General features: G+C 55.9%; 17 protein-coding genes and 1 pseudogene. 10 read left to right on the forward strand and 8 right to left on the reverse strand.

What is annotated here, in order from left to right:
- Positions 1-87: 87 nt before the first annotated feature.
- Positions 88-237, forward strand: a complete 150-nt coding sequence (locus ACH518_RS09700; protein ID WP_445372744.1) for a Com family DNA-binding transcriptional regulator — start codon at positions 88-90, stop codon at positions 235-237.
- A 7-nt stretch (positions 238-244) separates the two neighbouring features.
- A complete protein-coding gene (locus tag ACH518_RS09705; RefSeq protein ID WP_445372745.1) occupies positions 245-1,012 on the forward strand; it encodes a DNA adenine methylase in 768 nt (255 codons plus the stop codon).
- Here the strand turns inward: ACH518_RS09705 and ACH518_RS09710 are convergent.
- The 6 genes from ACH518_RS09710 to ACH518_RS09735 form a co-directional block, all read right to left on the reverse strand.
- Entirely contained in the window at positions 990-1,952 is a 963-nt protein-coding gene (locus tag ACH518_RS09710; protein ID WP_445372746.1) for an MASE1 domain-containing protein, read from the reverse strand. The genes ACH518_RS09705 and ACH518_RS09710 overlap by 23 nt on opposite strands.
- A 247-nt stretch (positions 1,953-2,199) precedes the next feature.
- Complete coding sequence (locus ACH518_RS09715) at positions 2,200-3,081, reverse strand: transglutaminase family protein (protein WP_445372747.1); 882 nt, start codon at positions 3,079-3,081, stop codon at positions 2,200-2,202.
- 9 nt (positions 3,082-3,090) lie between these two features.
- Entirely contained in the window at positions 3,091-5,622 is a 2,532-nt protein-coding gene (locus ACH518_RS09720) for a circularly permuted type 2 ATP-grasp protein (RefSeq protein WP_445372748.1), read from the reverse strand.
- Positions 5,623-5,889: 267 nt separating this feature from the next.
- Entirely contained in the window at positions 5,890-6,228 is a 339-nt protein-coding gene (locus ACH518_RS09725) for a hypothetical protein (RefSeq protein ID WP_445372749.1), read from the reverse strand.
- Between the two features lie 308 nt (positions 6,229-6,536).
- Entirely contained in the window at positions 6,537-7,289 is a 753-nt protein-coding gene (locus tag ACH518_RS09730; protein ID WP_445372750.1) for a peptidase, read from the reverse strand.
- A 130-nt stretch (positions 7,290-7,419) separates the two neighbouring features.
- Entirely contained in the window at positions 7,420-8,640 is a 1,221-nt protein-coding gene (locus ACH518_RS09735) for a toxic anion resistance protein (RefSeq protein WP_445372751.1), read from the reverse strand.
- A 230-nt stretch (positions 8,641-8,870) separates the two neighbouring features.
- Between ACH518_RS09735 and ACH518_RS09740 the strand changes: the two genes are divergently transcribed.
- The 8 genes and pseudogenes from ACH518_RS09740 to ACH518_RS09775 all read left to right on the forward strand — a co-directional run bounded on the left by ACH518_RS09740 (position 8,871) and on the right by ACH518_RS09775 (position 18,173).
- The gene (locus ACH518_RS09740) at positions 8,871-9,923 is read left to right on the forward strand and encodes a PspC domain-containing protein (protein WP_445372752.1); all 1,053 of its coding nucleotides are present in this window, start codon (positions 8,871-8,873) and stop codon (positions 9,921-9,923) included.
- Positions 9,924-9,984: 61 nt separating this feature from the next.
- A complete protein-coding gene (locus ACH518_RS09745; protein ID WP_445372753.1) occupies positions 9,985-10,371 on the forward strand; it encodes a diacylglycerol kinase in 387 nt (128 codons plus the stop codon).
- Between the two features lie 357 nt (positions 10,372-10,728).
- A pseudogene (locus ACH518_RS09750) lies at positions 10,729-11,261 on the forward strand (REP-associated tyrosine transposase).
- 70 nt (positions 11,262-11,331) lie between these two features.
- The gene (locus ACH518_RS09755; protein WP_445372754.1) at positions 11,332-12,786 is read left to right on the forward strand and encodes a hypothetical protein; all 1,455 of its coding nucleotides are present in this window, start codon (positions 11,332-11,334) and stop codon (positions 12,784-12,786) included.
- A 364-nt stretch (positions 12,787-13,150) separates the two neighbouring features.
- Complete coding sequence (locus ACH518_RS09760; RefSeq protein WP_445372755.1) at positions 13,151-14,179, forward strand: efflux RND transporter periplasmic adaptor subunit; 1,029 nt, start codon at positions 13,151-13,153, stop codon at positions 14,177-14,179.
- The gene (locus tag ACH518_RS09765; RefSeq protein WP_445372756.1) at positions 14,176-15,939 is read left to right on the forward strand and encodes an ATP-binding cassette domain-containing protein; all 1,764 of its coding nucleotides are present in this window, start codon (positions 14,176-14,178) and stop codon (positions 15,937-15,939) included. Before ACH518_RS09760 ends, ACH518_RS09765 begins: the two co-directional genes overlap by 4 nt.
- Positions 15,936-17,057, forward strand: coding sequence for an ABC transporter permease (locus ACH518_RS09770; RefSeq protein WP_445372757.1), 1,122 nt, complete (start codon positions 15,936-15,938; stop codon positions 17,055-17,057). Before ACH518_RS09765 ends, ACH518_RS09770 begins: the two co-directional genes overlap by 4 nt.
- A 3-nt stretch (positions 17,058-17,060) precedes the next feature.
- On the forward strand, positions 17,061-18,173 hold the full coding sequence (locus ACH518_RS09775; RefSeq protein WP_445372758.1) for an ABC transporter permease: 1,113 nt from the start codon (positions 17,061-17,063) through the stop codon (positions 18,171-18,173).
- A gap of 9 nt (positions 18,174-18,182) precedes the next feature.
- Here the strand turns inward: ACH518_RS09775 and ACH518_RS09780 are convergent, their stop codons facing one another.
- Positions 18,183-18,344 (reverse strand): hypothetical protein, encoded by a 162-nt coding sequence (locus ACH518_RS09780; protein ID WP_278212787.1) that lies wholly within the window; start codon positions 18,342-18,344, stop codon positions 18,183-18,185.
- A gap of 66 nt (positions 18,345-18,410) precedes the next feature.
- Entirely contained in the window at positions 18,411-21,128 is a 2,718-nt protein-coding gene (locus tag ACH518_RS09785; protein ID WP_445372759.1) for a TonB-dependent receptor, read from the reverse strand.
- Positions 21,129-21,238 lie beyond the last annotated feature (110 nt).

The following is a 21,238-nucleotide window of genomic DNA, read 5'->3' on the forward strand; positions in this document are numbered from 1 at the left end:
GGCCACCTTTCGCAGGGATGAGCTGCTTCAGGCCTAGTCACCGTGCCGTGTACACAGCGTGACAAGCCTAGTTGAAAGTGGCTATTTATGGAAATTGTGCGTTGCGGCCATTGCGGCCGAAAATTGGCCGAAGCCGAATTTGTTCGGTTGGCTATTAAGTGTCCCCGTTGCGGGACGTTGAATACCTTGAAGGCCGTCGAGCCTCTTACCCGTGCGCCACGAGCGCCCGACTGCTAGTGTTACGATGGCAAAACCAATTGTCCCGTGGGTGGGCGGCAAACGCCGCCTGGCTAAACATATCCTGCCGTTGTTTCCCGAGCATGGCTGCTACGTCGAGCCGTTCGCTGGGGGCGCAGCTTTGTTCTTTATGAAGCAGCAGGCCGAAACCGAGGTGTTGAACGATATCAACGGCGATTTGGTGAACCTTTACAGGGTCGTCAAACACCATTTGGAGGAGTTTGTACGCCAGTTTAAATGGGCGCTGATCAGCCGGCAGATATACGCCTGGTTGCGCGATACGCCGATCGACACTTTGACCGATATCCAGCGCGCCGCCCGGTTTTACTACCTGCAAAAGCTGGCGTTCGGCGGCAAGGTGTCGGATCAAACTTTTGGCACCGCTACAACAGGTAAGCCGCGTCTGAATTTGCTGCGCATCGAAGAAGAACTGTCGGCGGCGCACTTGCGCCTGTCGCGTGTGTTTATCGAGCACTTGGCATGGGACGAATGCATCCGGCGTTACGATCGACCGCACACGCTGTTCTATCTCGATCCGCCGTATTGGGGAACGGAGGGCTACGGCGTGGGGTTTGGGCTAGAGCAATACGATTTGATGGCGGCGTTGGCCAGGTCCACCGAAGGCAGAATGGTGATATCGGTGAACGATATCCCTGAGATGCGCCAGGCGTTTGCCGGTTTGGAAATTGACCAGGTCGACATTAATTACACCGTCGGCGGCGGCGCAAAGCGCAAGGCGGCAAGGGAATTAATTATCCGGAATTGGTCCGATTAATTCGTTGTCCGGTTTTCAAGGCAAATCGGCGTTTATTCCCCGTCCGAAATTCAACGCCGCTTTGTCCGGAATTCAAACGCGCTTTACTCAGGGCCAGCATGATGCCGAGGACCGCGCAGAGCAACAGGTAGGACCACTCCAGGTAGGGCCCGCTGTGAGGATCGACGCCGGCGAAGTAACCGCGGCCGAGTGCGGCGCCGAGCAGCGTTTGCATCGCCATTGTCGCGACCAAGGGCAAAACGCCGGGCAGGCCGAAATTCAATGCCCCGTAACCGATAAAGGCCAGCAGGTAAAAGGCTTTGCCGAAAGCGCCCGGATAAAGCGGCCAATTTAAAAAGACGATATGGCCGGCCAAGAGGGCTAGTGCCAGATGGGCCGCGCCGTGGCTGTAACGCCAGACATTCCAGCGGACCAGGGGACGGTATTGCCGGAGCAGCAGTATGGGGGTGGCGATGGCGATGCCCAGCAAATCCGCCATCCACCAATGCAGCCAGTCGTTGGTCCACTGTCCGGCCGGGCTCAATTCGAAAACACGTAACGCCGTGGCGGCGCAAAATGCCGAGATGACCGATACCAGGCTGCCGCAGAGCAGTAAGCGCAGGAAATCCTGCGGGGTTTGCAACAGAGTGGGGGAATGGCGCAATAAACGCTGGCCGGCCAATGCCGATACGGCGGCTCCGCCGGCGAAGGCCAATGCCGCCAGCGGCGGGCTGCCGGCCCACAGATTGCCGGCCAGAGCGCCAGAAAACACGGCAGGCCAGTAGCGGCGGCCGGCCAGCAACAATCCGCCCAAGGCAATCCCGCTGGCCGGCCAGATAATGGCGACCGTGCCATAGGACGTAAAAAAATCAGCCGCCAGCTTTGCCGCCAGCGCGTAGGCCAAGGCCAGTGCGGTTGCTGCAAGCGGATTGCCGCTGAAAGGGGAAAATATAGTTTGCAAACAAATACCTTGGGTCAAAACGAAGAGCCGGGATTCGGGGTGCCGAAACCGACCGTTTATCGCACAAATGATAAGGTTTTGTCATCCATTGCAGCCGGCCGCGGAGGCTGGCCGGTTGAAAGCGGCGCCGGTTCGCTCAATTGATAGCGCCTTTGGTCCCTTGGGTAGGGAGTGTTTCGAAGTGCGGGTCAGCTGGGCCTTAGACAGGTTCAGCCCGAACCGAATACCCGCAATAAACCGCGCCGGTTTATTGGCCCAGGTTTTCCATTTCGACGCTGACGCTCAATTCGTGGTCCTGGCCGCCGAAAATGACGCCTTTCAGCGGCGTGACGTCGCTGTAGTCGCGGCCCCAGGCGACGACGATGTGCTGGTCGCCAGGGGTTTGGTTGTTGGTCGGGTCGAAGTCCATCCAGCCCAGGTCCGGCAAATACACCGAAAACCAGGCGTGCGAGGCGTCGGCGCCGACCAGCTTCGGTTGGCCCGGCGGTGGCAGCGTTTCGATGTAGCCGCTAACGTAACGCGCGGCCAGCCCCTGGGAGCGGATGCAGCCAATCGCCAAGTGGGCGAAATCCTGGCAGACGCCGCGCCGGTGTTCCAAGACGGTTGCCAGTGGCGTGCTCAAAGTGGTGAATTCCGGATCGAAGGTGAAATCGCGGTAGATGCGTTGCATCAAATCGCGTATCGCTTCCGGTAGCGCTCTGCCCGGTGCGAAGGATGGCTTTGCATACGCCGCCAGCTCCGGGCCGGCGCTGACCAGCGGCGAATCCAACGCATATTGGCGCGCGTCCAAGGTCGGTTCGCTGATCTCGCTGTGCAGTATCTGTTTGGCGGTTTCCCAGGCGACGCCGTGACTGAGATCCATTTGTGCCGGCTGGCGGATGACCCGGACTTCGCTGACGGCGGTGACTTCGAACGTCTGGTGCGGTTCGCGGATCGAAAACCAGGCCACCTGGTTACCGAAAAAATCGTTCCGTACCCGGTATTCGCTGGGGCTGGGCAAAATCTGCAATTGGGTGTCGATCACCTGCTGATTCGGGGTCGGCCGCGGCAACATGCGGACTTCGTTGTAGGACAATCCGACCGTTTGCTGGTAGCTGTAAGCCGTGGTATGAGTCACCTTATAACGCATGGCAAGCCCTCAAAGCAGCGATTGCGGCGCATCGCCGTGGCGGAAATAGGTCGCCGTCAGCGTTTCCGACAGGTTGGCCAATAGCCCGTATATTTTGCCGAGTTGGCTGTCCAACGCTTCGCGGCTGCCGCTTGCGGCGACAGTCTGCAATTCTTCGATGTTGGCGATGTGCAAAATGCAACTGGCCTCCAGCAGCAAACGTTCTTCGGCACCGATGCGGCGGTTGCCGGCCTCGCGCGGCAGCTTGGCGACGTGTTCTTGTAGCCGGCCGATTTGGTAAGCCAGGGAACGCGGATTGTTCGGGTCCAGCAACAGCAATTCCAGAAAAGGCGCCAGCTCCAGGTTGGCGCGGTAATGTTGCCGGTAGCAGATCAGATTGTCGCTGCTGTCCAGCAAGGATTCGATTAGCCGGGTTTCGGCGGCTTCGCTTTGCGGTTCGGCGAATGCGGTGCGCAGCAGCGACACCAGTTGCAGGCCGCGTTCCAGGCGGCGGCCGATGTCCAGAAACAGCCAGCCGTCGCCGCGGGTCATGCTTTCCATGGCCAGGCCGCTGAAGGCGGACAAGGTCGTGACCAATTGGTCCATCTGTTCCTGCATCGACCACAGTCCGGACTTGCGCAGGCGTTGCGCCGCGGCGATCTGCTCTTCGATTTCGTCCACCACCCGCCAGGTATCCGACGACCACAAGTCGCGCACGGCATAGGCCGACTGCGCCATGCGGTTGATGGTATCGGGCAGGCTGCCGATGCGCTCGGCATCGGTGGCCAATGCCAGCAACTCGGCTTCCGGCGCCTTCAGCAATTCCTCGGCATCTTCGCCGAAGAAACCGGGGTAGGAACCGGTGGTACCGGTGACGCAGCGTAGCAGGGTATGCATGCTGTGTTGGTAATCGGGATTGTCGCGTTCCGGATTGATGAATAATTTTTTGATCGTGGCCCGGATCAGGCGAATGCCGCCTTCCGCGCGTTCCGCGTTGCGGCCGACCCAGAAAATATTATCGGCCGCGCGGCTGGGCAGGGCGCTGGCATGGCCGCTGAGGCCGTTATCGCCGGCTTGCGGCAGGGTAGTGATTTGCGGTTCGCTGGCGATGACCCAGGTATCCTTGCTGATGCTGCCCATCTGGTTCGTGATCAGCATTTCGCCGTAACTGTGGGCGCTGCGGGTCAAACCGCCCGGCATTAAGGTATAGCCGTCGGCTCGAGCCACCATGAAGCAGCGCAACAAGGATTGCCGCGGCTGATAGCTGCCTTCGGCCAGACTGGGCGCAGTGGAAAAGCTTTCGTACTCCTGGCCGACGTAGAAAGCCGGCCGGGCCTGAATCCGCTGGCGCCAGGCGGCCAGTTCGGCCCGGCTCAGTTTGTGGCCGAACACGGCGTGCTCGCCGGGTTTGCGGTAAATCGGCTTGATCACCAGCCGTGGCAAGTTGGCCAACACGTAGCTCAGTTCCAGACTTTGCCCGCACCACCAGGTCGCGATTGAATTCAATTTCAGCGACTGGCCCAGAAAGTATTCGGCGATACCGGGCAGGAAGGCCATCAGACCGGGGTTTTCCAGCACGCCGCTGCCCAGCGGGTTGGCGATGGCGACATTGCCGCGGCGGACGACCTCCAACAAACCGGGTACGCCCAACCGCGAGTCTTCCCGCAGTTCCAGCGGATCGCAGTAATTGTCGTCGACCCGGCGCAGGATCACGTCGACCCGTTGCAGGCCGGTCAGGGATTTCAGCCAGACGCAGCCGTCACGCACGGTGAGGTCGTCGCCTTGGACCAGCGGATAGCCCAGGTAGGCAGCCAGATAGGCGTGTTCGAAAAAGGTTTCGTTCAGCGGCCCCGGCGTCAATACCACGACCCGCGGCAATTCGTGGTGCTTTGGCGCGATTGCGTTCAGGCCGGCGCGTAGCGACTGGAAAAAACGCGCCAGCCGATGGACTTGGTTGTCGCGAAACAAGCTGGGCAGTACTCGGGACATAGCCAGCCGGTTTTCCAGCGCATAGCCGGCGCCGGACGGCGCTTGGGTCCGGTCGCCCAACACCCACATTTTTCGATCCGGGCCGCGAGCCAGATCGGCGGCATAAAGTATCAGTTGGTGCTGCCCGGCCAAGCGAATCTGGTTGCAGACCCGCAAAAAGCCGCCGTGGTTGTAAACCAGTTCCAGCGGCAACAGGTTCTTTTTGATCAGCTCGCGCGGGCCGTAGAGGTCGGCCAGGATCAAGTTCAGCAATTCGGCCCGTTGCAACAGGCCGGCTTCGATATCGAACCATTCGTCGCTGGAGACCAGCAGCGGCACCGGGTCCAATCCCCACGGGCGGCTGGCGCCGTCCGGGTCGCCGTAGACATTGTAGGTGACGCCGTTCTCCCGCAGCAGCCGCAATGCTTCGCGGTGGCGTTGCGCCACCTCGTCCGGGCCAAGCTGGATCAAGGCTTGCATCAAATGCAGCCAATGGCCGCGGATCTGGCCGCTCTCGTCCAGCATTTCGTCGTAGCACTCGGGCTGTTGGCGGTACGCGGATGCGAAAGCTTCTGGCAGGCTGAAAGTGGTCATGGCGACGAGTTTGCCGGTTTAAGGCGAATTACGCAATCGATAGTGGCAGTCTCGGTTGCTTGGCCGCTGCCGGTTTTCCGACAGCAAATGTCGTGCCGCTGCGTTCGGATTGGGGCGTCGGATTCCGGAATGGGCGGTACGCGGCTGGCAGGCGGCATACCGCGGGTGGCGCAGCAATATCAAGGCCGCGCCAAACCGGAGCGCTGTGCTCGCTATCGGGGCAATGGCGCGAGCGGGTTCGGCGCCTGCAGAAAAGGGCTGGTCGATTTAGTAGTGGTAGCCAAATTCGCAATTGCCGCCGAGGCGTTCGCTGAGCGGGGCGGTACCGAGGGTGTTTTGGTTTAAATCCATATTGCAGTCGACGTCGACATTGGATTTGCGGCTTTTCCGCGAACCAATCAAATTTTGCTCGCGGTTATCGGCCAACGTCGGGCCACTTTGCGCCGGCCGTTCGTCCAGCCAGCGGTCCGATGGCATGCTGAGGATCAATTCCGGGCGGGATTCGGGCGCCGCGGTGGGGGTGGCGCCGGTAGTGCCGGGCCAAACGGCAAAAACGGCGATGACTGCCAACAACTTGGCGGGGTGGGCAACAAGTAGGGTTTTCATGGCACTCTCCTCAAGCCCCTTAGGCTTGGATGACGAGTTTTTTGGTGTAAAAGGCTTTAAAAATGGCCTGTAAGGCTTGGAAAAGTATAGACAAAATTTTCAGATTGTGGATGATTTTTTCCGGATTCTGGCGTGTTGAAATTTGACGGCAACGCTGATCCAACCGCGGTTGGACAGTGTTGGCGGGCGTTATATCCCGCTGGGCGGCGGACCGGTTGGCGTGCGTAGAGTCCAAGTTGGACGCCGGAAGGTTGGGCCCGGCCGAAAGAGTCAGGCCGGGCGGCGAGGGGGGTATAGTCTGGGGGCGTTCAGCAATTCATCGGTAGCGGCCGGGAGTCGGCCTTGCTGAATTGCGGCAGCGTCGCGAATGCTTCCTTCAGCTTTTCATGCCACATGCGGCGCAGTTGAATCAGGTACTCGTTATCTTCCTGGAAGCAGTAGTATTCGTCGAGAGTCAGGCTGTCCTTGTGATAGACCAGCAGTTCCACCGGTGCGCCGACGCTGGCGTTGCTGCGCATGGTCGAGTCCATCGAAATCAGACAGCAGCGGCCGGCTTCCTGCAGCGATGTTTCGATTTTCAGAAACCGGTCGAGGACCGGTTTGCCGTATTTGTTTTCACCGATTTGCAAATAGGGGGTTTGGCGGGAGGTGGTAATGCAATTGCCTTCCGGATACACCAGATAGGCGCCGTGCGGCTCCTGGCCGATCTGCCCCGCCAGGATGAAGGTGGCCGAGGGGTTGAAACTGCTTTGGCCTTCATCGACATGCCGCCGTTGTTTTTCGACGCTGACATGGCCGACGTAATCGGCGGCTTCCGACAAATAGCTGACGCTGTCCAAATTGACTTCGGCCTGCTCCTTGATGTCCCGTTTCAATTGGTCGATCACCGCCTGCGTGGTCGCCAGATTGCCGGCACTGAGCAGGATGATCTTGCGATCGCTGGCCGTGGTAAAGGCATGCATTTTGCCGTAGGTGCTGACGTTGTCGATGCCGGCGTTGGTTCGGGAATCCGAGGTTAACACCAATCCGTCCTTCAGAGAGACGGCGATACAGTAAGTCATAAGCGCAGAGTCTGAAACATTAGGTTAACCGCAGTGTACTAGAGATAAACCGCAAAGGCCAACGCCGGTCTTGGTGGACTGAGGCCGAGAGTTTGGCCGGATCGCGGCTACCGGGTCCGACGTCCGGCCGTCAAAACACGATGTCGTCATCGGCCGTGATTTGTAAGGTCTGCTTGGTTTCCTGCACGGTGCTCTCGCGGGTTTTGTCCAGATAGCCTTTGGCCTTGTCGATTTCCGTGCTCAGCGAGGCCACGGTTTGTTTCATGTTGGCGAGGGCTTCCAGTTTGTAATTGGCCACCGTGTCCATCGTGTGGTAGATGTTTTTGAAGGCCACGGCCAGTTGATCCAGGCTGACCGCAGCCGTGCCGGCCTGTTGCTGGATTTGCCCGGCCTGCTGCTTGAGCAGCGCCGAGGTGGATTCGATCAGGTTGCCGGTGGTGGCACGCAGCGCGCCAATCTGATCCAACACCAGTTTTTGGTTAGCCAGCGCTTGCGCCACGATCACGGCGGTGCGCAAGGCGGAGATGGTGGTGGTCGTGGCCCGGTCGACGCCCTTGATCAACTCCAGATTGTTCTTGCGGATCAGATCCATCGCCAGATAACCCTGGATGGTCACGGCGAGCTGGGTCATCAAATCCTGCACCTTCTGCCGCAAGTAAAACAGCAGTTCTTCGCGAATGACGCGCGCCTTTTCCGGGTCGGCCGGCTCGATCTCGGCCAGCTTGGCTTCCAGCGCCGCGTCGATGCTGCGGCCGACGTGGATGTATTGCTCCAGCTTTTCCATGGTGTGCCAGGCGTTGACTTTCTCTTCTTCGATGGCGGCGTTGTCCTTGCGCAGTTCGTCCTGGCCGCCGTAAAGGGCGACGATGATGGCATCGATATGCTGCTGGGCCGATTGGTATTGCTGGAAATAATCGTGCAGCCGGTTGCCCCACGGAATCAAGCCCAGCAATTTGCGCGGTTGCAGCAAGTCGCCCTGACGGCTGGGATCGAGCGCTTCCACCTGGTTGCGCAGATCGACCAGCGAACGGGAGATTTTCGAACCCTCGGTGAACACGCCGGCATCCAGCGCTTGGGTAGGACGCGCCAGCAGGCGATTGGAAATGGCGGCGGCCTCCTTAATTTCGCCGGCACCAAGCTGGTGAACGCTATCCACCTTGGCCTTGAAGGCCGGGCTTTGGCTGGATTCCGCCAACACCGTATCGATGAATTCGGCGACGCGCTGGTCCAGTTTGACCACGGTTTCGGTCGGCAGTTTGACCATGGAAACCGCTTGCTCCTTGGCGATCGGCAACACCGGGGCCGGTGCGGTCAGGGTTTCCGGCGGGGTCAATTCGGGGATGTTGCTCATCGTGGGTCTCCCTGGTGCTGTCGTTAAATGTGGGCGGGTCCGGAACCGGATTGCTAGTGCCGATCTGCGCCGGCAAGTGGCGACCAGCGGCGCGGACTATGATAACCCGGATTGGATTGGCGCCCGATCGCGTTCAGCCGCGCGGCCCGTTTCGGTTCGGATTGGCTGGCGAATTGGGGTATGATCGGCTTTCGACACGTCTCGCCAAAACCCAACTTTTTGAGGGCGCCATGCCAATATTCCCGGAAGCTGCCGCAAGCCGCAAACTCGAACGCGATCTCGACCGACGCCGGTTGGGCGGCGTCTGCAGCGGTTTGGCGCGTTATACCGGTTTTAGCGTCACCGCCGTGCGGTTTATTTTTCTCGGCTCGATATTTTTCAGTTTCAGTCTGACGTTTTGGCTTTACCTGGTGTTATGGATCGTACTGCCGGGGCGACGCTCGTCGGTATCGGAATTGTCCTGGAGCCTCCGGCGCAAGGCCCGGCGCCTGGAAAAACTGATCGAGACCACCCAGGCCCGCTTGCGCCAGCCCGCGGCCCGGTCGGCGCTGGAACATACCCATCAACTGGTACTGAACCTGCTGCCGGATTTCGACGGTCTGTCCAATCGCAGCAGTAATGAACTGGCCGCGGCCAAACGCGCGGTATTGGAACAGTTGCCGACTATGCTAGAACACTACCTGCGTCTGCCGCCGTCCGATCCGGAACCGGCGGGCGGTTCCGCGGCCGAGGAACGCTTGGGCCAGGAGTTGCAACGCCTGGAAACGCAATTGCGCGGGACGGCGGAAACGCTGTATTACCAGCGGATCGAGAAAGCCGCGGCAAATTCCGCCGCCCACCAAACCCCAACGCAGCACGCCGTTCCGTTGCTGGTTCGTCAGCAACTGGAATCTCTGCAGCGCCGCGTTGCCGGCAGGGTCGACGACGAGGTGGAACGCAAAATCGCCGGTATCGTCGATACCTTGCTGACGCTATTGTCCCGCCTGCCACAAACCGCCGATGCTACCGACCCCGACCATTACAATCTGCAGCAAATCGCCCGCGACTACCTGCCTGGCGCCATCGAACGCTATCTGGCCCTGCCGCCCGCGCTGGCCCGCACCGAACCGGTGAGCCAGGGCAAAACCGCGCATGCCTTATTGGCGGAACAATTGGACCTGCTCGACCGCTCGCTGCATAGCATGCTGACCAGCCTGTATCGGCACGACGCCCAAGGCCTGTCGATCCACGGCCGCTTCCTGCGCGACAAATTTGTGGAAAATGCGGAGGATTGGTCGACGTGAATTGGCAATCGCCACGGTTTATCGCAAATCTCGTCAACGTTTCAGGTGACTCGGAAAACGCATGCGCAATAAATTTTTAAACACCGGCCAACCCGGCTACCACCCGCTACGCAAAATCAAGGTGTGCCTGTCCGGCTTGCGTTACGCCGTTGTTTACGACTTTAGCGTCGCTTACAAATGCGTGCTGTCGGTGCCGGTATTGGCCGCATGTTTTTATTACCGGCAATGGCTCGATTTTTTGTCGGTGTTTGCCGCGACCGGCTTGATGCTGATCGCGGAAATGTTCAACACCACCATCGAAGCGCTGTGCGATTTCGTCGAATCCGGCCATAACGACAAAATTGGTATCATCAAGGATATCTCCGCCGCCGCAACCGGCATTGCCATATTGATCTGGATTGCGGTTATCGGCGCGGAATTGAACAGGCTATGGCAGGCGTTAACCTGAGCCGCAATTAAATTGCGTATACAGGTCGGCGCTTCGCCTGCCGGTTTTCCGATTGGCAAAGGCTTCGGTCGTGCACGGTGAAGCAGGCGACGACAGCGAAATTTTTTGCTGGGTTCGACTTTGTCGGAACAGGTTGGACTAATAGCGGCGCTTTCAAACGATCTGGCCCGTAAGGTTGATGTGATGCGAGAGCGAACAATAAATATTTACGGCGAAGTGCCTTGCGGGTAGCCCGGCCGTGATGAAAGATCGCTCACTCTATCGGGAAATGGCAAATGCCTTTGGTAAGGCAGATATCCTTGTAGGATGCGGTGAGGAACGAACCGCATCGATCGAGAAAGGAGTTAAATAACAACGATGACAGACTACCGCTGCTTTCAATATCCCGGAGCCACGTGGTTTTTACGGTCAATCTGGCTGAGCGTCGTGGCAACCGATTGCTGACCGACCAGATCGATCAACTACGAACCGCCTTCGCGCAGGTTAAAAGCCGCCACGCTTTTGAAATTGACGCGATTGTTGTGCTGCCAGAGCATTTGCATTGCATTTTGACCTTGCCGGTTGGCGATTCCGATTTTTCTACCCGCTGGGGATTAATCAAAGCCAATTTTTCCCGGCGAGTCGCCAAAGGCGAGAGAATATCGAAAAGTCGAGAAAAACGAGGCGAACGGGGTGTCTGGCAAAGGCGATTCTGGGAGCATCTGATTCGCGATGAAACCGACTACCGGCAGCATATCGATTATATTCATTGGAACCCAGTCAAACATGGATGGGTTCAGGTAGTCAAAGATTGGCCTTATTCCAGCTTTCATCGTTATGTGAAATTAGGTTTGTATGCCGAGAATTGGGGGCATGAAATCAACTTATCGAAGATAGCGGCGAGAGAGTGACGCGATCGATGCGGTTCACCGCATCCTAAGTGCTCTCGTTTTAAATTTTTTTTCGTGGGTAAGACTATTTATGACAGGCTTGAACAATAAATTACAAGTAATTTTTAATCATATTAAAGAGTCAATTCCTTGTCTTCAAGACTTATTCAGAGCTGAGGAAATTGTAATCGAATCTCTTCTTTATGGGAAATCTGCCGAATGTGGAATAAAAAAGGGTGGAGGCATTGCTTGTAAAGGGCTTGTTCGAGCAGAGGTTTTAAGATTTCTATGTACGGACAGCTTAGTGTTGTCAAACGCCGATCCCAGGGGGATTCACATTAGAAATGCAGTAATAAAATGCGGTTTTGATAAGGACAGGGTTGCCAAGCAACGAGGAGATTTAGATATTGATCTAGACTCTACAAACATACCTTTTACATTATATTTATTTCACTGTTTTATACCGGGGGGTATTCAATGTCGGGATGCAATTACAAAGATGATTGCTTTACCAGGTTGCAACGTTTCTAAACTTAAGTTTGATCGGATAAAAAGTAATGGCCCTGTTTGGTTATGTTCGACAAAACCTGGCAAAAATAATGATGTAATTTATCCGTTTATATGTAATGGAGAATTGTCAATAAATTCTGCGGTCATTAATGGGGATCTATTGCTTTCAGGGGGGCAATATGGGTCAGAGAAAATTGATAGTAATTTTAAGCTTAGTGTTAAAGAGTCCGAAATAAAGGGAACGTTAAGCTTGGCTGACTCAATGATATCTGGTGAGATGTTATTAACAGACACTAAAACAAGGATTTTTAAAGACAGTGAAAAAGCTTATAAAAGTTTAAGGAATTATAATATTGATGGGTTTTGTTATGAACGAATTTTGCTGATGGATAATCATAACTTAGAGTATAATAACTTTAAATGGAGACGTGAGGTATGGGTTTCGTCGCAGAAGTTAAGTCGCACGTTTAAAAGTCAACCATTTGAACAGTTAGCTAATGTCCTCAAAAAGGAGGGCTATGAAAATGAATCTATAAATGTTTTAGTTAGCAAGCAAGATAGTTATTTTAAACATAAAATAAAGCAGGCTGGTTTTATATACTGGCCTTTTTTATATGTGCAGAAACTTAGTTGGAAGTATTTGGCTGGTTATGGGTATAAGCCAATTCGTGCATTTGTGTTTATTTCCATTTTATGGGTGGTGTGCTCATTTTTGTATAAAAGCTTGTATGAAGAAGGTTGTATTGGGCCTGGTAATCCTGCGATTTATTGGAGAGATGAGTATAGTGAATGTAAAAAAAATTGGAGTAAATGTGATAAAAAAATTCAAGGCTATCCAAGCTTTATTCCCTTGGTTTATTCCCTGGATGTGCTAATACCTTTTGTGGATTTTAAGCAGAATAATAATTGGATTCCTTATGATTCAACTACATGTTCTTCTATGCCTTGGATTCTTTATTGGATAGAGACCGTGCTTGGCTGGTTAGGAAGTTTTTTCTTTCTAGCGTTAGCATCTGGCCTAGTGAAAATTAAATAGATCACCAAATAGCAGGTGCAGCTGAAGAATGATTGGGCATTGTATCAATAGGAGATGCGCTTATAAGCAAAACATGTCATTGCATTTTAAATCAGGGCCGTAGGATGTGCTGAACAGAGTGAAGCGCATCGTTCGCGATTGGTGCTGGTCTTAAACTCACCACACCCTGCCTGCTTTGGGCGGATCAACGCCTGGCAAAATCAATGTGCGACTTTCCGACTCCAGATGAATCGCAGCGGACCAACGGATTTTTTGCGCAATCGGCCCCAACGGGGCGTGCCACAGGGAATCCATCCAGCGTCTTAACCCGGACTCGGCCATTGGCTATACTGCAGGCTTCAGGACAATTGGCGGGTAGCGGAGCGTGGCGACGAAACGAAGGTTGGCGATTATCGGTGCGTTACTCGCGGTTGGCGCAGTCGGCCTGGGCTGGCAGGGCAGCCGAAACGGCGGCGATCCGGATGTGTTGCTGCTGCACGGCAATATCGATATCCGCCAGGTCGAGTTGAGTTTTCGCGACCCGGAGCGGATCGAGCGGGTCGAGGTGCAGGAGGGTGAGCGGGTGGAACGCGGCCAGTTGTTGGCGACGCAAGCGCTGGAGCGTTTTCAATATACCAAGGATCAAGCGGCGGCGACGCTGGCCGTGCGCCAACACCAGCTCGACAAGTTGTTGCACGGCTCCCGGCCGCAGGAAATCCGCAAAGCCGGTAACGACGTCAAAGCCGCCGAAGCCGCCGTGGTGCTGGCCGAGAAGGAGTTGGCCCGCTTGAAAACCCTGGTGGCGCGCAAACTCAGTTCCGTAGAGTCGGTGGATCGGGCCAAGGCTCAATACGACTCGGCGCGGGAGTCGCTGCACGCCTTGCAGCAGCAGTACGCATTGGCCGAGATTGGACCGCGGCGCGAGGATATCCGGGCGGCCCAGGCCCAGGTCGAGGCCGACCGCGCCGCGCTGCAACTGGCGGAAAAAGCCTGGACCGACGCCCATCTTTACGCACCGCAGACCGGCGTCGTCCAAAACCGCATCCTGGAACCGGGCGACATGGCCGGCCCGCAGACGCCGGTGCTGACCCTGGCCCTGCCGGAGCCGCTGTGGGCCAGAACCTATCTGGCCGAAACCGATCTGGGCAAGGTTCGCCCCGGGGCGCCGGCCAGCGTCTACAGCGACAGCTTTCCCGGCAAGGCTTATCCCGGCTGGGTGGGCTATATCTCGCCGACCGCCGAATTCACTCCGAAAAGCGTCGAAACCAGCGAACTGCGCACCAGTCTGGTCTACCAGATCCGGGTATTCGTCTGCGATAGCCAGGACCAGTTGCGTTTGGGGATGCCGGTCAGCGTGACGATCGATACCCGGCAGCAACCGTTGGCGCAACCGGGCTGCGGCCCACGGCCGTGAACCAATCCGCTAGTGCCTGCGCGCTGCGCTTTGCTGCGGTCAGCAAGGCGTTTGCCGATACCGGCCCGGCCCTGCGCGACATCGACCTTGCCTTGCCGGTCGGCGGCATCACGGCGCTGGTCGGACCCGACGGCGCCGGCAAAACCACGTTGCTGCGTTTGGCGGCCGGACTGCTGTTGCCGGACCGCGGCCGCATCGAAAGCTTTGGTTTGGATAGCGTCACCGCCAGCGGCCGGTTGCACAGTCTGATCGGCTACATGCCGCAGCGCTTCGGCCTCTACGAAGACCTCAGCGTGCAGGAGAACCTGCAACTCTATGCCGACCTTTACGGCATTGCGCAAGCCGAGCGCCACAGCCGCTTCGCCGATTTGATGCGGATGACCAATCTGGCCAAGTTCGGCGAGCGACTGGCCGGCCGCTTGTCCGGCGGCATGAAACAAAAGCTGGGCTTGGCCTGCACTTTATTGAACCGGCCGCGGCTGCTGTTGCTGGACGAACCGTCGGTCGGCGTCGATCCGCTGTCGCGCCGCGAGTTGTGGCAGATCATCGCCACCCTGGTCGCCGAATTCGGTACCACGGTGTTGCTCAGCACCGCTTACATGGACGAAGCCGAACGCTGCCAGCGGGTGGTGTTGCTGGACCGCGGCGAAATCCTGCACCAGGACGCGCCGGCTGCATTCCACGCACTGGCTAGCGATTGCAGTTTCCTGTTGTCCAGCCCCCGCACTTCGAACCGGGCCTTGCAACAACGCTTGGCGACGCATGCCGACGTGGTCGACAGCGTCGTGCAAAGCGGCGCGGTGCGCACCGTGGTCAGGCCGGGTAGTCGGCCGGATTGGTCCAAGTTGTTTCCGGGCGCCGAGACCGTGGTCAGCCGGCCGGTGGCGCCGCGTTTGGAGGATGCCTTTATTTTGTTGCTGACCCGGCGCCGCAGCAGCGTAGCGGATGCGGAGACGGTTTGTTTCAACCCTCACGGCACAGGTGTCAAACTCGAAGGTAGCAGGGCTCCGGTGATCGAGGTCGATCAGGTCGACCGCTGGTTCGGCCGGTTCCAGGCCGTGAAAAAATTGTCGTTTCAGGTCGGCCGCGGCGAAATCTTTGGCTTGTTGGGTGCCAACGGCGCCGGCAAGACCACGACCTTCCGCATGCTGTGCGGTCTGCTGCCGGCCAGCAACGGCACATTGCAGGTGGCCGGGCTGGATTTGCGCCGCGCCGCCTCGCAGGCCCGAGCCCGGCTGGGCTACATGTCGCAAAAATTCTCGCTGTACGGCCAATTGTCGGTCCGGCAGAACCTGGAGTTTTTCAGCCAGGCCTACGGCCTGCATCAAGGCCGGCGCCGGGAGCGGATCGATTGGGCGGTGGGCCAGTTCGGCTTGCAAGCCTTTCTGGAACATAACAGCGCCGATCTGCCCCTGGGCTACAAGCAGCGCTTGGCGTTGGCCTGCGCGTTGATGCACGAGCCGGAAATCCTGTTTCTGGACGAACCGACTTCCGGCATCGACCCGCTGGCGCGGCGCGAATTCTGGGCCAGGATCAATCAATTGGCGGCGCAGGGCGTGACGATTCTGGTCACGACCCATTTCATGGAAGAAGCCGAATACTGCGACCGCTTGCTGATCATGCGCGAAGGCGACATTCTGGCGGCCGGCACGCCGGCCGAGATCAAACAGCGCAGCCAGGCCGGCGGCGCAGAGCCGGTAACGACGATGGAAGACGCCTTTATCCGGCTGGTCGAAGCCGGCGGCGAGGCCGGCGGATGAGCGGTTTCGGTTTGCGTTTGCGCGGTTTGATGCGCAAGGAGTTCCTGCAAGTCTGGCGTGACCCCAGCAGTCTGGCGATTGCCTTCGCGATGCCGGTGTTTCTGCTGTTGCTGTTCGGTTACGGCGTCTCGCTCGACGCCAAACAGGTGCCGATCGGCCTGGTCATCGAGCAAACCTCGCCGGCCGCGCGCGAATTCGTCGGCGGCTTCGCGCAGTCCGACTATTTCGCGCCGCGCTATTTTTCCAATCTGCACGAGGCGGAAGCGGCTTTGCTGGCGCGGCAGATCAACGGCATCGTCCATTTGCAAAGCGATTTCGCCCGGCGTTTGCAGGCCAATGGGCCGGCGCCGATTCAAGTGATTTTGAACGGCGTCGACGCCAATACCGCCAGGCTGGTGTCCGGTTATGTGCAAGGCGTGTGGGACAAATGGCTGGGCGCCGATGCCGAACGCGCCGGCCGGACGGCAAACCGGCCGGTACAGATGGAAGCGCGGATCTGGTTCAATAGCGCGTTGCGCAGTCGCAATTTTCTGGTGCCGGGCTTGATCGCCGTGATCATGACCCTGATCGGCGCCTTGTTGACCGCATTGGTGGTGGCGCGGGAATGGGAGCGCGGCACGATGGAAGCCTTGATTTCGACGCCGGTGACGGTGCGCGAGGTGCTGCTGGGCAAACTGTTGCCGTATTACCTGTTGGGCATGGGCGGCATGTTGTTGTCGATCGGCATGGCGGTGTTTTTGTTTCAGGTGCCGCTGGCCGGCTCGCTGTGGGTTTTGCTGCTGGCCGGTACCTTGTTTTTGCTGGCGGCGTTGGGCATGGGCCTGTTGATTTCGATTGCCGCCAAAAACCAGTTCGTCGCCGGCCAGATCGCGATTATCGTCACCTTTCTGCCGGCTTTTATCTTGTCCGGCTTTATATTCAATATCGACAGCATGCCGCCGGCGGTGCAACTGATCACGCATCTGGTTGCGGCGCGCTATTTCGTGGCGATTTTGCAGACAGTGTTCCTGGCCGGCGACGTCTGGGAGGTGATTCTGCCCAATGCCTTGGCCTTGTTGGTGATGGCCGCGGCCTTTCTGGCCCTGGCCCTGTGGCGCGCGCCGCGCCGCTTGGAGTAAGCCATGTGGTGGCGGGTTTATGCCTTGTTGGCCAAAGAGTTTTTGAATTTGCTGCGCGACAAGAAAAGTCGCTTCGTGCTGATCGTGCCGCCGTTGGTGCAATTGTTCGTGCTCAGTTACGCCGCCACCTTCGATCTGAACCAAATGCCGATTGCGATTTACAACGAAGACAGCGGACAAGCGGCGCGGGATTTGATCGCCCGCTTTACCGGCGCGCCGGCCTTCCGCGAAGAGCTGCGGATTACCCGGCAGGAGCAGATCGCCGTCGCGCTGGACAGCAAGCGGGTGTTGCTGGTGTTGCACATCGGCCGCAATTTCAGTCGCGATCTGCTCGGCGGGCACCAGCCGGCCAGTCTGCAAGTGTTGCTGGACGGGCGCGATTCGAATACCGCGCAGATTGCGCAGGGTTATCTGCGTTCGGTATTGAGCCGGTTCAATAACGATTGGACGGCCGGCCGCGGCCAGGCCGGGCCGCCGGCGGAACTGGTGGTGCGGGCCTGGTTCAACCCCAATCTGGAAAGCCGCTGGTTCATCGTGCCGGGCATCGTCGGCCTGCTGACCCTGGTGGTGACGATGACGGTCTCGGCCTTGTCGGTGGCGCGGGAGCGGGAGCAGGGCACCTTCGACCAGCTGTTGGTCACGCCGTTTACCCCGACCGAAATTCTGCTGGGCAAGGCGATACCGGGCCTGATCATCGGCGTGCTGGAAGCCTCGCTCAGTATCTTTTTCGCGGTGTTCTGGTTTCAGGTGCCGTTGTTGGGCAGCCTGCCGGCGCTGTATCTGGGGATCGTGCTGTACGTGTTTTCGGTGATCGGCGTCGGCCTGATGATTTCGTCGCTGTCGCTGACCCAGCAACAAGGCCTGCTCGGCGGCTTTCTGGTGATCGTGCCCGGCGTGATTTTGTCCGGCTACGCCACGCCGATCGAAAACATGCCCGAGCTGGTGCAGCATTTCACGCTGATCAATCCGCTGCGCTATTTTCTGGTCATCATCCGCGGCGTGTTTCTGCAAGGCTTGCAGACCGCCGACTTGCTCGACCAATACTGGCCGCTGGCGATCATTGGCCTGTTCTGTCTGAGCTGCGCCGGCTGGTTGTTTCGCAAGCGCTTGTATTGAGCGCCGCCGTCAGCGCAGTACCCGGATCGAACCGAGCGTGCCGGTTTCCACCGTGACGCTGAGTCGGGTGATTTTGCTGACCCGAATCGCGTTTTTCGGTTGCGAGGGGTCGAAATTGAATTCGTCGCCCTCGCGGACCATGAAGGTGCCGACGCCGGTGACTTCCAGCAAGGCGATAAAGGGCTTGCCTCTTCGTTTGTCTTTTAGAAATGGATATTGAATAGATACCCTTACTTTTTATTTAAATTCCGTCCAGTCCAAATCGACATCCAATCCTACCCACGCTGCCAAGGGCGCGCCCGGTCCAATAAAGGTGGTTTTATTCCAAGCATCAGAATCAGTAATAAAGTTACCTGCGGAGTCAAAGCTGTTGCGGCCTAAATCGCCTGCAGTGGCATATTTTTTATTAAACAGGTTATCTACTTTGGCAAACAGGGTAATGCTTTTATTAAACTTATAATTCGCTCTCAGGTTAAACACGATATAGCCTGCAGTTTTACCACCACCGATATAGTCGTTTGGGTCGCGATTAAAGCCACCGCCAGTGGCATTACTGGCGGCTCTTGGTTGATGGTCATTATTTTCGTTGCCGCGTACAAAGGCTGATGAATGCGCTACCATATTAATAGTGAAATCAAATTTGTCGTTGAACTGATGACTCCAGCCGGCTTGAATGATATGGTTAGGCAGGCCTGGTAAAGAATCACCAGGTTCTATTTGGTTATACGCCTGCAAGGTTATTGGCGCGGTGTTGCTACTATTGCTCTCATTGATTGTGCGCGCTGCAGATTCAAAGGTCGCTTCTAAAAACGTGTAGCTCAAATGCAGCTTGTTTTTGCCCAAAGTCCCATCCAGTCCCATCTCAAGGCCTTCACGCCGGGTACCCCCAAAATTATCAAATAAACCCCGGTTTTTACGGCCTAGCGGCACAAATAAAATATCGTTTGTTAAATCGGTACGAAACCAGCCCACGTTCCATTGCAAAATGTCTGTAGCACCGCGAAAGCCAGCCTCGAATGCAGTGGAGCGCACCTGCTCCAAATAAGGATCGGATGATAACGCGGTGGGAATCGAACAGCCATATTGATAATTGGTGCTGCCGAGACTATTGTCTTTAGTTTTATCGTTGGCGCAACCCAATTCAATGACCGTAGGCGTTCTTGCGCCTCTGCTGACGTTGGCATAAACAGCCAAATCTTGCTTCGCTTGCCAGGTAATACCAAGGGCCGGGTTGAAACTTTGATAATTGTAATCTCCTTCACTACAGATAAAGCGGGCACGAAAATCAGCTGAATTTAGTGCGCAACGCTGTCGGAGAGGGTCTAGCAATCCTCGATTGGGTTGGCTCGGATCAACGGCAAATTGGTATAAATCGATGCCGCGATCTGATGTCAAGTTATTGGTCACATTAGTCCAGTTATAACGTGCGCCAAAAGTAATATGCAAGTCATCAAGCGGTGACCAAGTATCTGTAAAGAAGATACTTTTTGTTGTGCTTTGTCCATTCAGATCATTTCTAGTAACGGGAAATTTTGCCGCATACAAGCCCTCAATAGAATAAGCCTCGTCTCTAACCGGCGTCACGACATGCGATATGTCGTTGATTTCGCCAAACTTTTGCCCTTGCAAAAAATGGATTTTATTACTATCCAACGTTGCGCCAAGCACCATTTGATGTTTGTTAGAATCTAACATCATTTGCAAGGCCAAACCTTCAGAACTTTGCTTTAGATCAGATAAATTGAATACGCCTTTTATATATTCAACGCCTGCTACACGCCCTTGTAAAGCATTGTAAGTATCATAAATATCACCATTAACCGCCGATTGGTCTATCTTACGGCTATACGCCATACCCGTTAGGCTGATGGCGTCGCTTAAATAAGCTTGCGCATTAACATTATAGTGGCTCATGTCATTTCTCGATTCGTCGGGCGAGGTAAACACGGCTTCTCGATTAATATCAGCGGTTTCATACGGTAATAAGCCATTACCGACTAGTTTGTTGTCTATATTAAGGGCACTGACATTAAGTTCGCCGAAAGGTAATCGAAGTGTTAACTGGTTATACAATTGTCGGATATTGCTAGGCGAATTAACACGCCAACCGTCTTCTTTTAATTGGTTATAGGCAGTAAATAACCCAAAAGTACCATTATTTATACCGTTAGAAATCTGCGTTTGCAGCCTGCCCCAACTACCACCTAGTACTTGCGCTCTAGTATGTTCGTCACTGAAGCCAGTTTTGGTTCTTAATGCCAAGGCACCACCCAACGTATTTAAGCCGAACATGGGATTGGTGCCAGGAATCAAATCCAAACTGGCTAATGCATTCATGGGAATTAAACCCCAATTTACAATTTCGCCAAATGGCTCATTAATGCGAACGCCATCCATATAAACCGAAATGCCTTGCGGCGTTCCGATAGCAGGTGACGCAGTAAAGCCGCGGAAATTGAGATCCTGCTGAAAAGGATTGCCAGCATAGTCCGTAACGCTAACCGATTGCATTTGACTATTCAAAAATTCGGTTACATTCAACGCTTTAGATTCTGCCAACTCTTTATCGGATGCACTTTGTATATTGGTGGTTGACATGCCGCGATCAATTGCCAATCCAGGTAGAGGTGTGATAATGCGAAGACGACGTTCTGTAACTATAACGTCTTCTAATTGGGAAACATCTTTTTGCTGGTCGGTTGATTGATCTGGTATTTGATTTGGCGGCTCGGAGGAGTCTTGCGAGGCTTCAAGTTTAACTTCCGATTTTGCAGGCTGTTGTGAGCCTTGTGTTTGATTTTCAGGGGGTGATTGCCCGCTTTCCAAAACAATATTTTCTATCGGATCGGCTGCACTTTCATTTGCTTTTGCTTTAAAAGATAACAACGTAGTGCTAGCTGCACTATAAAACACAATACCTGCAATAAAATACTTTTTCACAATATATGTAGCCATAGATAAGCTAGTTCTTATTCATTCTTAGGCCTTTGCACTAATTCCAGCGCTCATGAATACGACTGTTTGAAACGGCCTCTCGATTCGGCTAATTGACTATCAGCAATCCA

Source organism: Methylomonas sp. HW2-6 (assembly GCF_052474525.1).

Bases quoted from the DNA above. Each gene is read 5' to 3' on its own strand.
- ACH518_RS09700 (WP_445372744.1), top strand. From the start codon at position 88: ATGGAAATTGTGCGTTGCGGCCATTGCGGCCGAAAATTGGCCGAAGCC.
- ACH518_RS09705 (WP_445372745.1), top strand. From the start codon at position 245: ATGGCAAAACCAATTGTCCCGTGGGTGGGCGGCAAACGCCGCCTGGCT.
- ACH518_RS09715 (WP_445372747.1), bottom strand. From the start codon at position 3,081: ATGCGTTATAAGGTGACTCATACCACGGCTTACAGCTACCAGCAAACG.
- ACH518_RS09720 (WP_445372748.1), bottom strand. From the start codon at position 5,622: ATGACCACTTTCAGCCTGCCAGAAGCTTTCGCATCCGCGTACCGCCAA.
- ACH518_RS09725 (WP_445372749.1), bottom strand. From the start codon at position 6,228: ATGAAAACCCTACTTGTTGCCCACCCCGCCAAGTTGTTGGCAGTCATC.
- ACH518_RS09730 (WP_445372750.1), bottom strand. From the start codon at position 7,289: ATGACTTACTGTATCGCCGTCTCTCTGAAGGACGGATTGGTGTTAACC.
- ACH518_RS09735 (WP_445372751.1), bottom strand. From the start codon at position 8,640: ATGAGCAACATCCCCGAATTGACCCCGCCGGAAACCCTGACCGCACCG.
- ACH518_RS09740 (WP_445372752.1), top strand. From the start codon at position 8,871: ATGCCAATATTCCCGGAAGCTGCCGCAAGCCGCAAACTCGAACGCGAT.
- ACH518_RS09745 (WP_445372753.1), top strand. From the start codon at position 9,985: ATGCGCAATAAATTTTTAAACACCGGCCAACCCGGCTACCACCCGCTA.
- ACH518_RS09755 (WP_445372754.1), top strand. From the start codon at position 11,332: ATGACAGGCTTGAACAATAAATTACAAGTAATTTTTAATCATATTAAA.
- ACH518_RS09770 (WP_445372757.1), top strand. From the start codon at position 15,936: ATGAGCGGTTTCGGTTTGCGTTTGCGCGGTTTGATGCGCAAGGAGTTC.
- ACH518_RS09775 (WP_445372758.1), top strand. From the start codon at position 17,061: ATGTGGTGGCGGGTTTATGCCTTGTTGGCCAAAGAGTTTTTGAATTTG.
- ACH518_RS09785 (WP_445372759.1), bottom strand. From the start codon at position 21,128: ATGGCTACATATATTGTGAAAAAGTATTTTATTGCAGGTATTGTGTTT.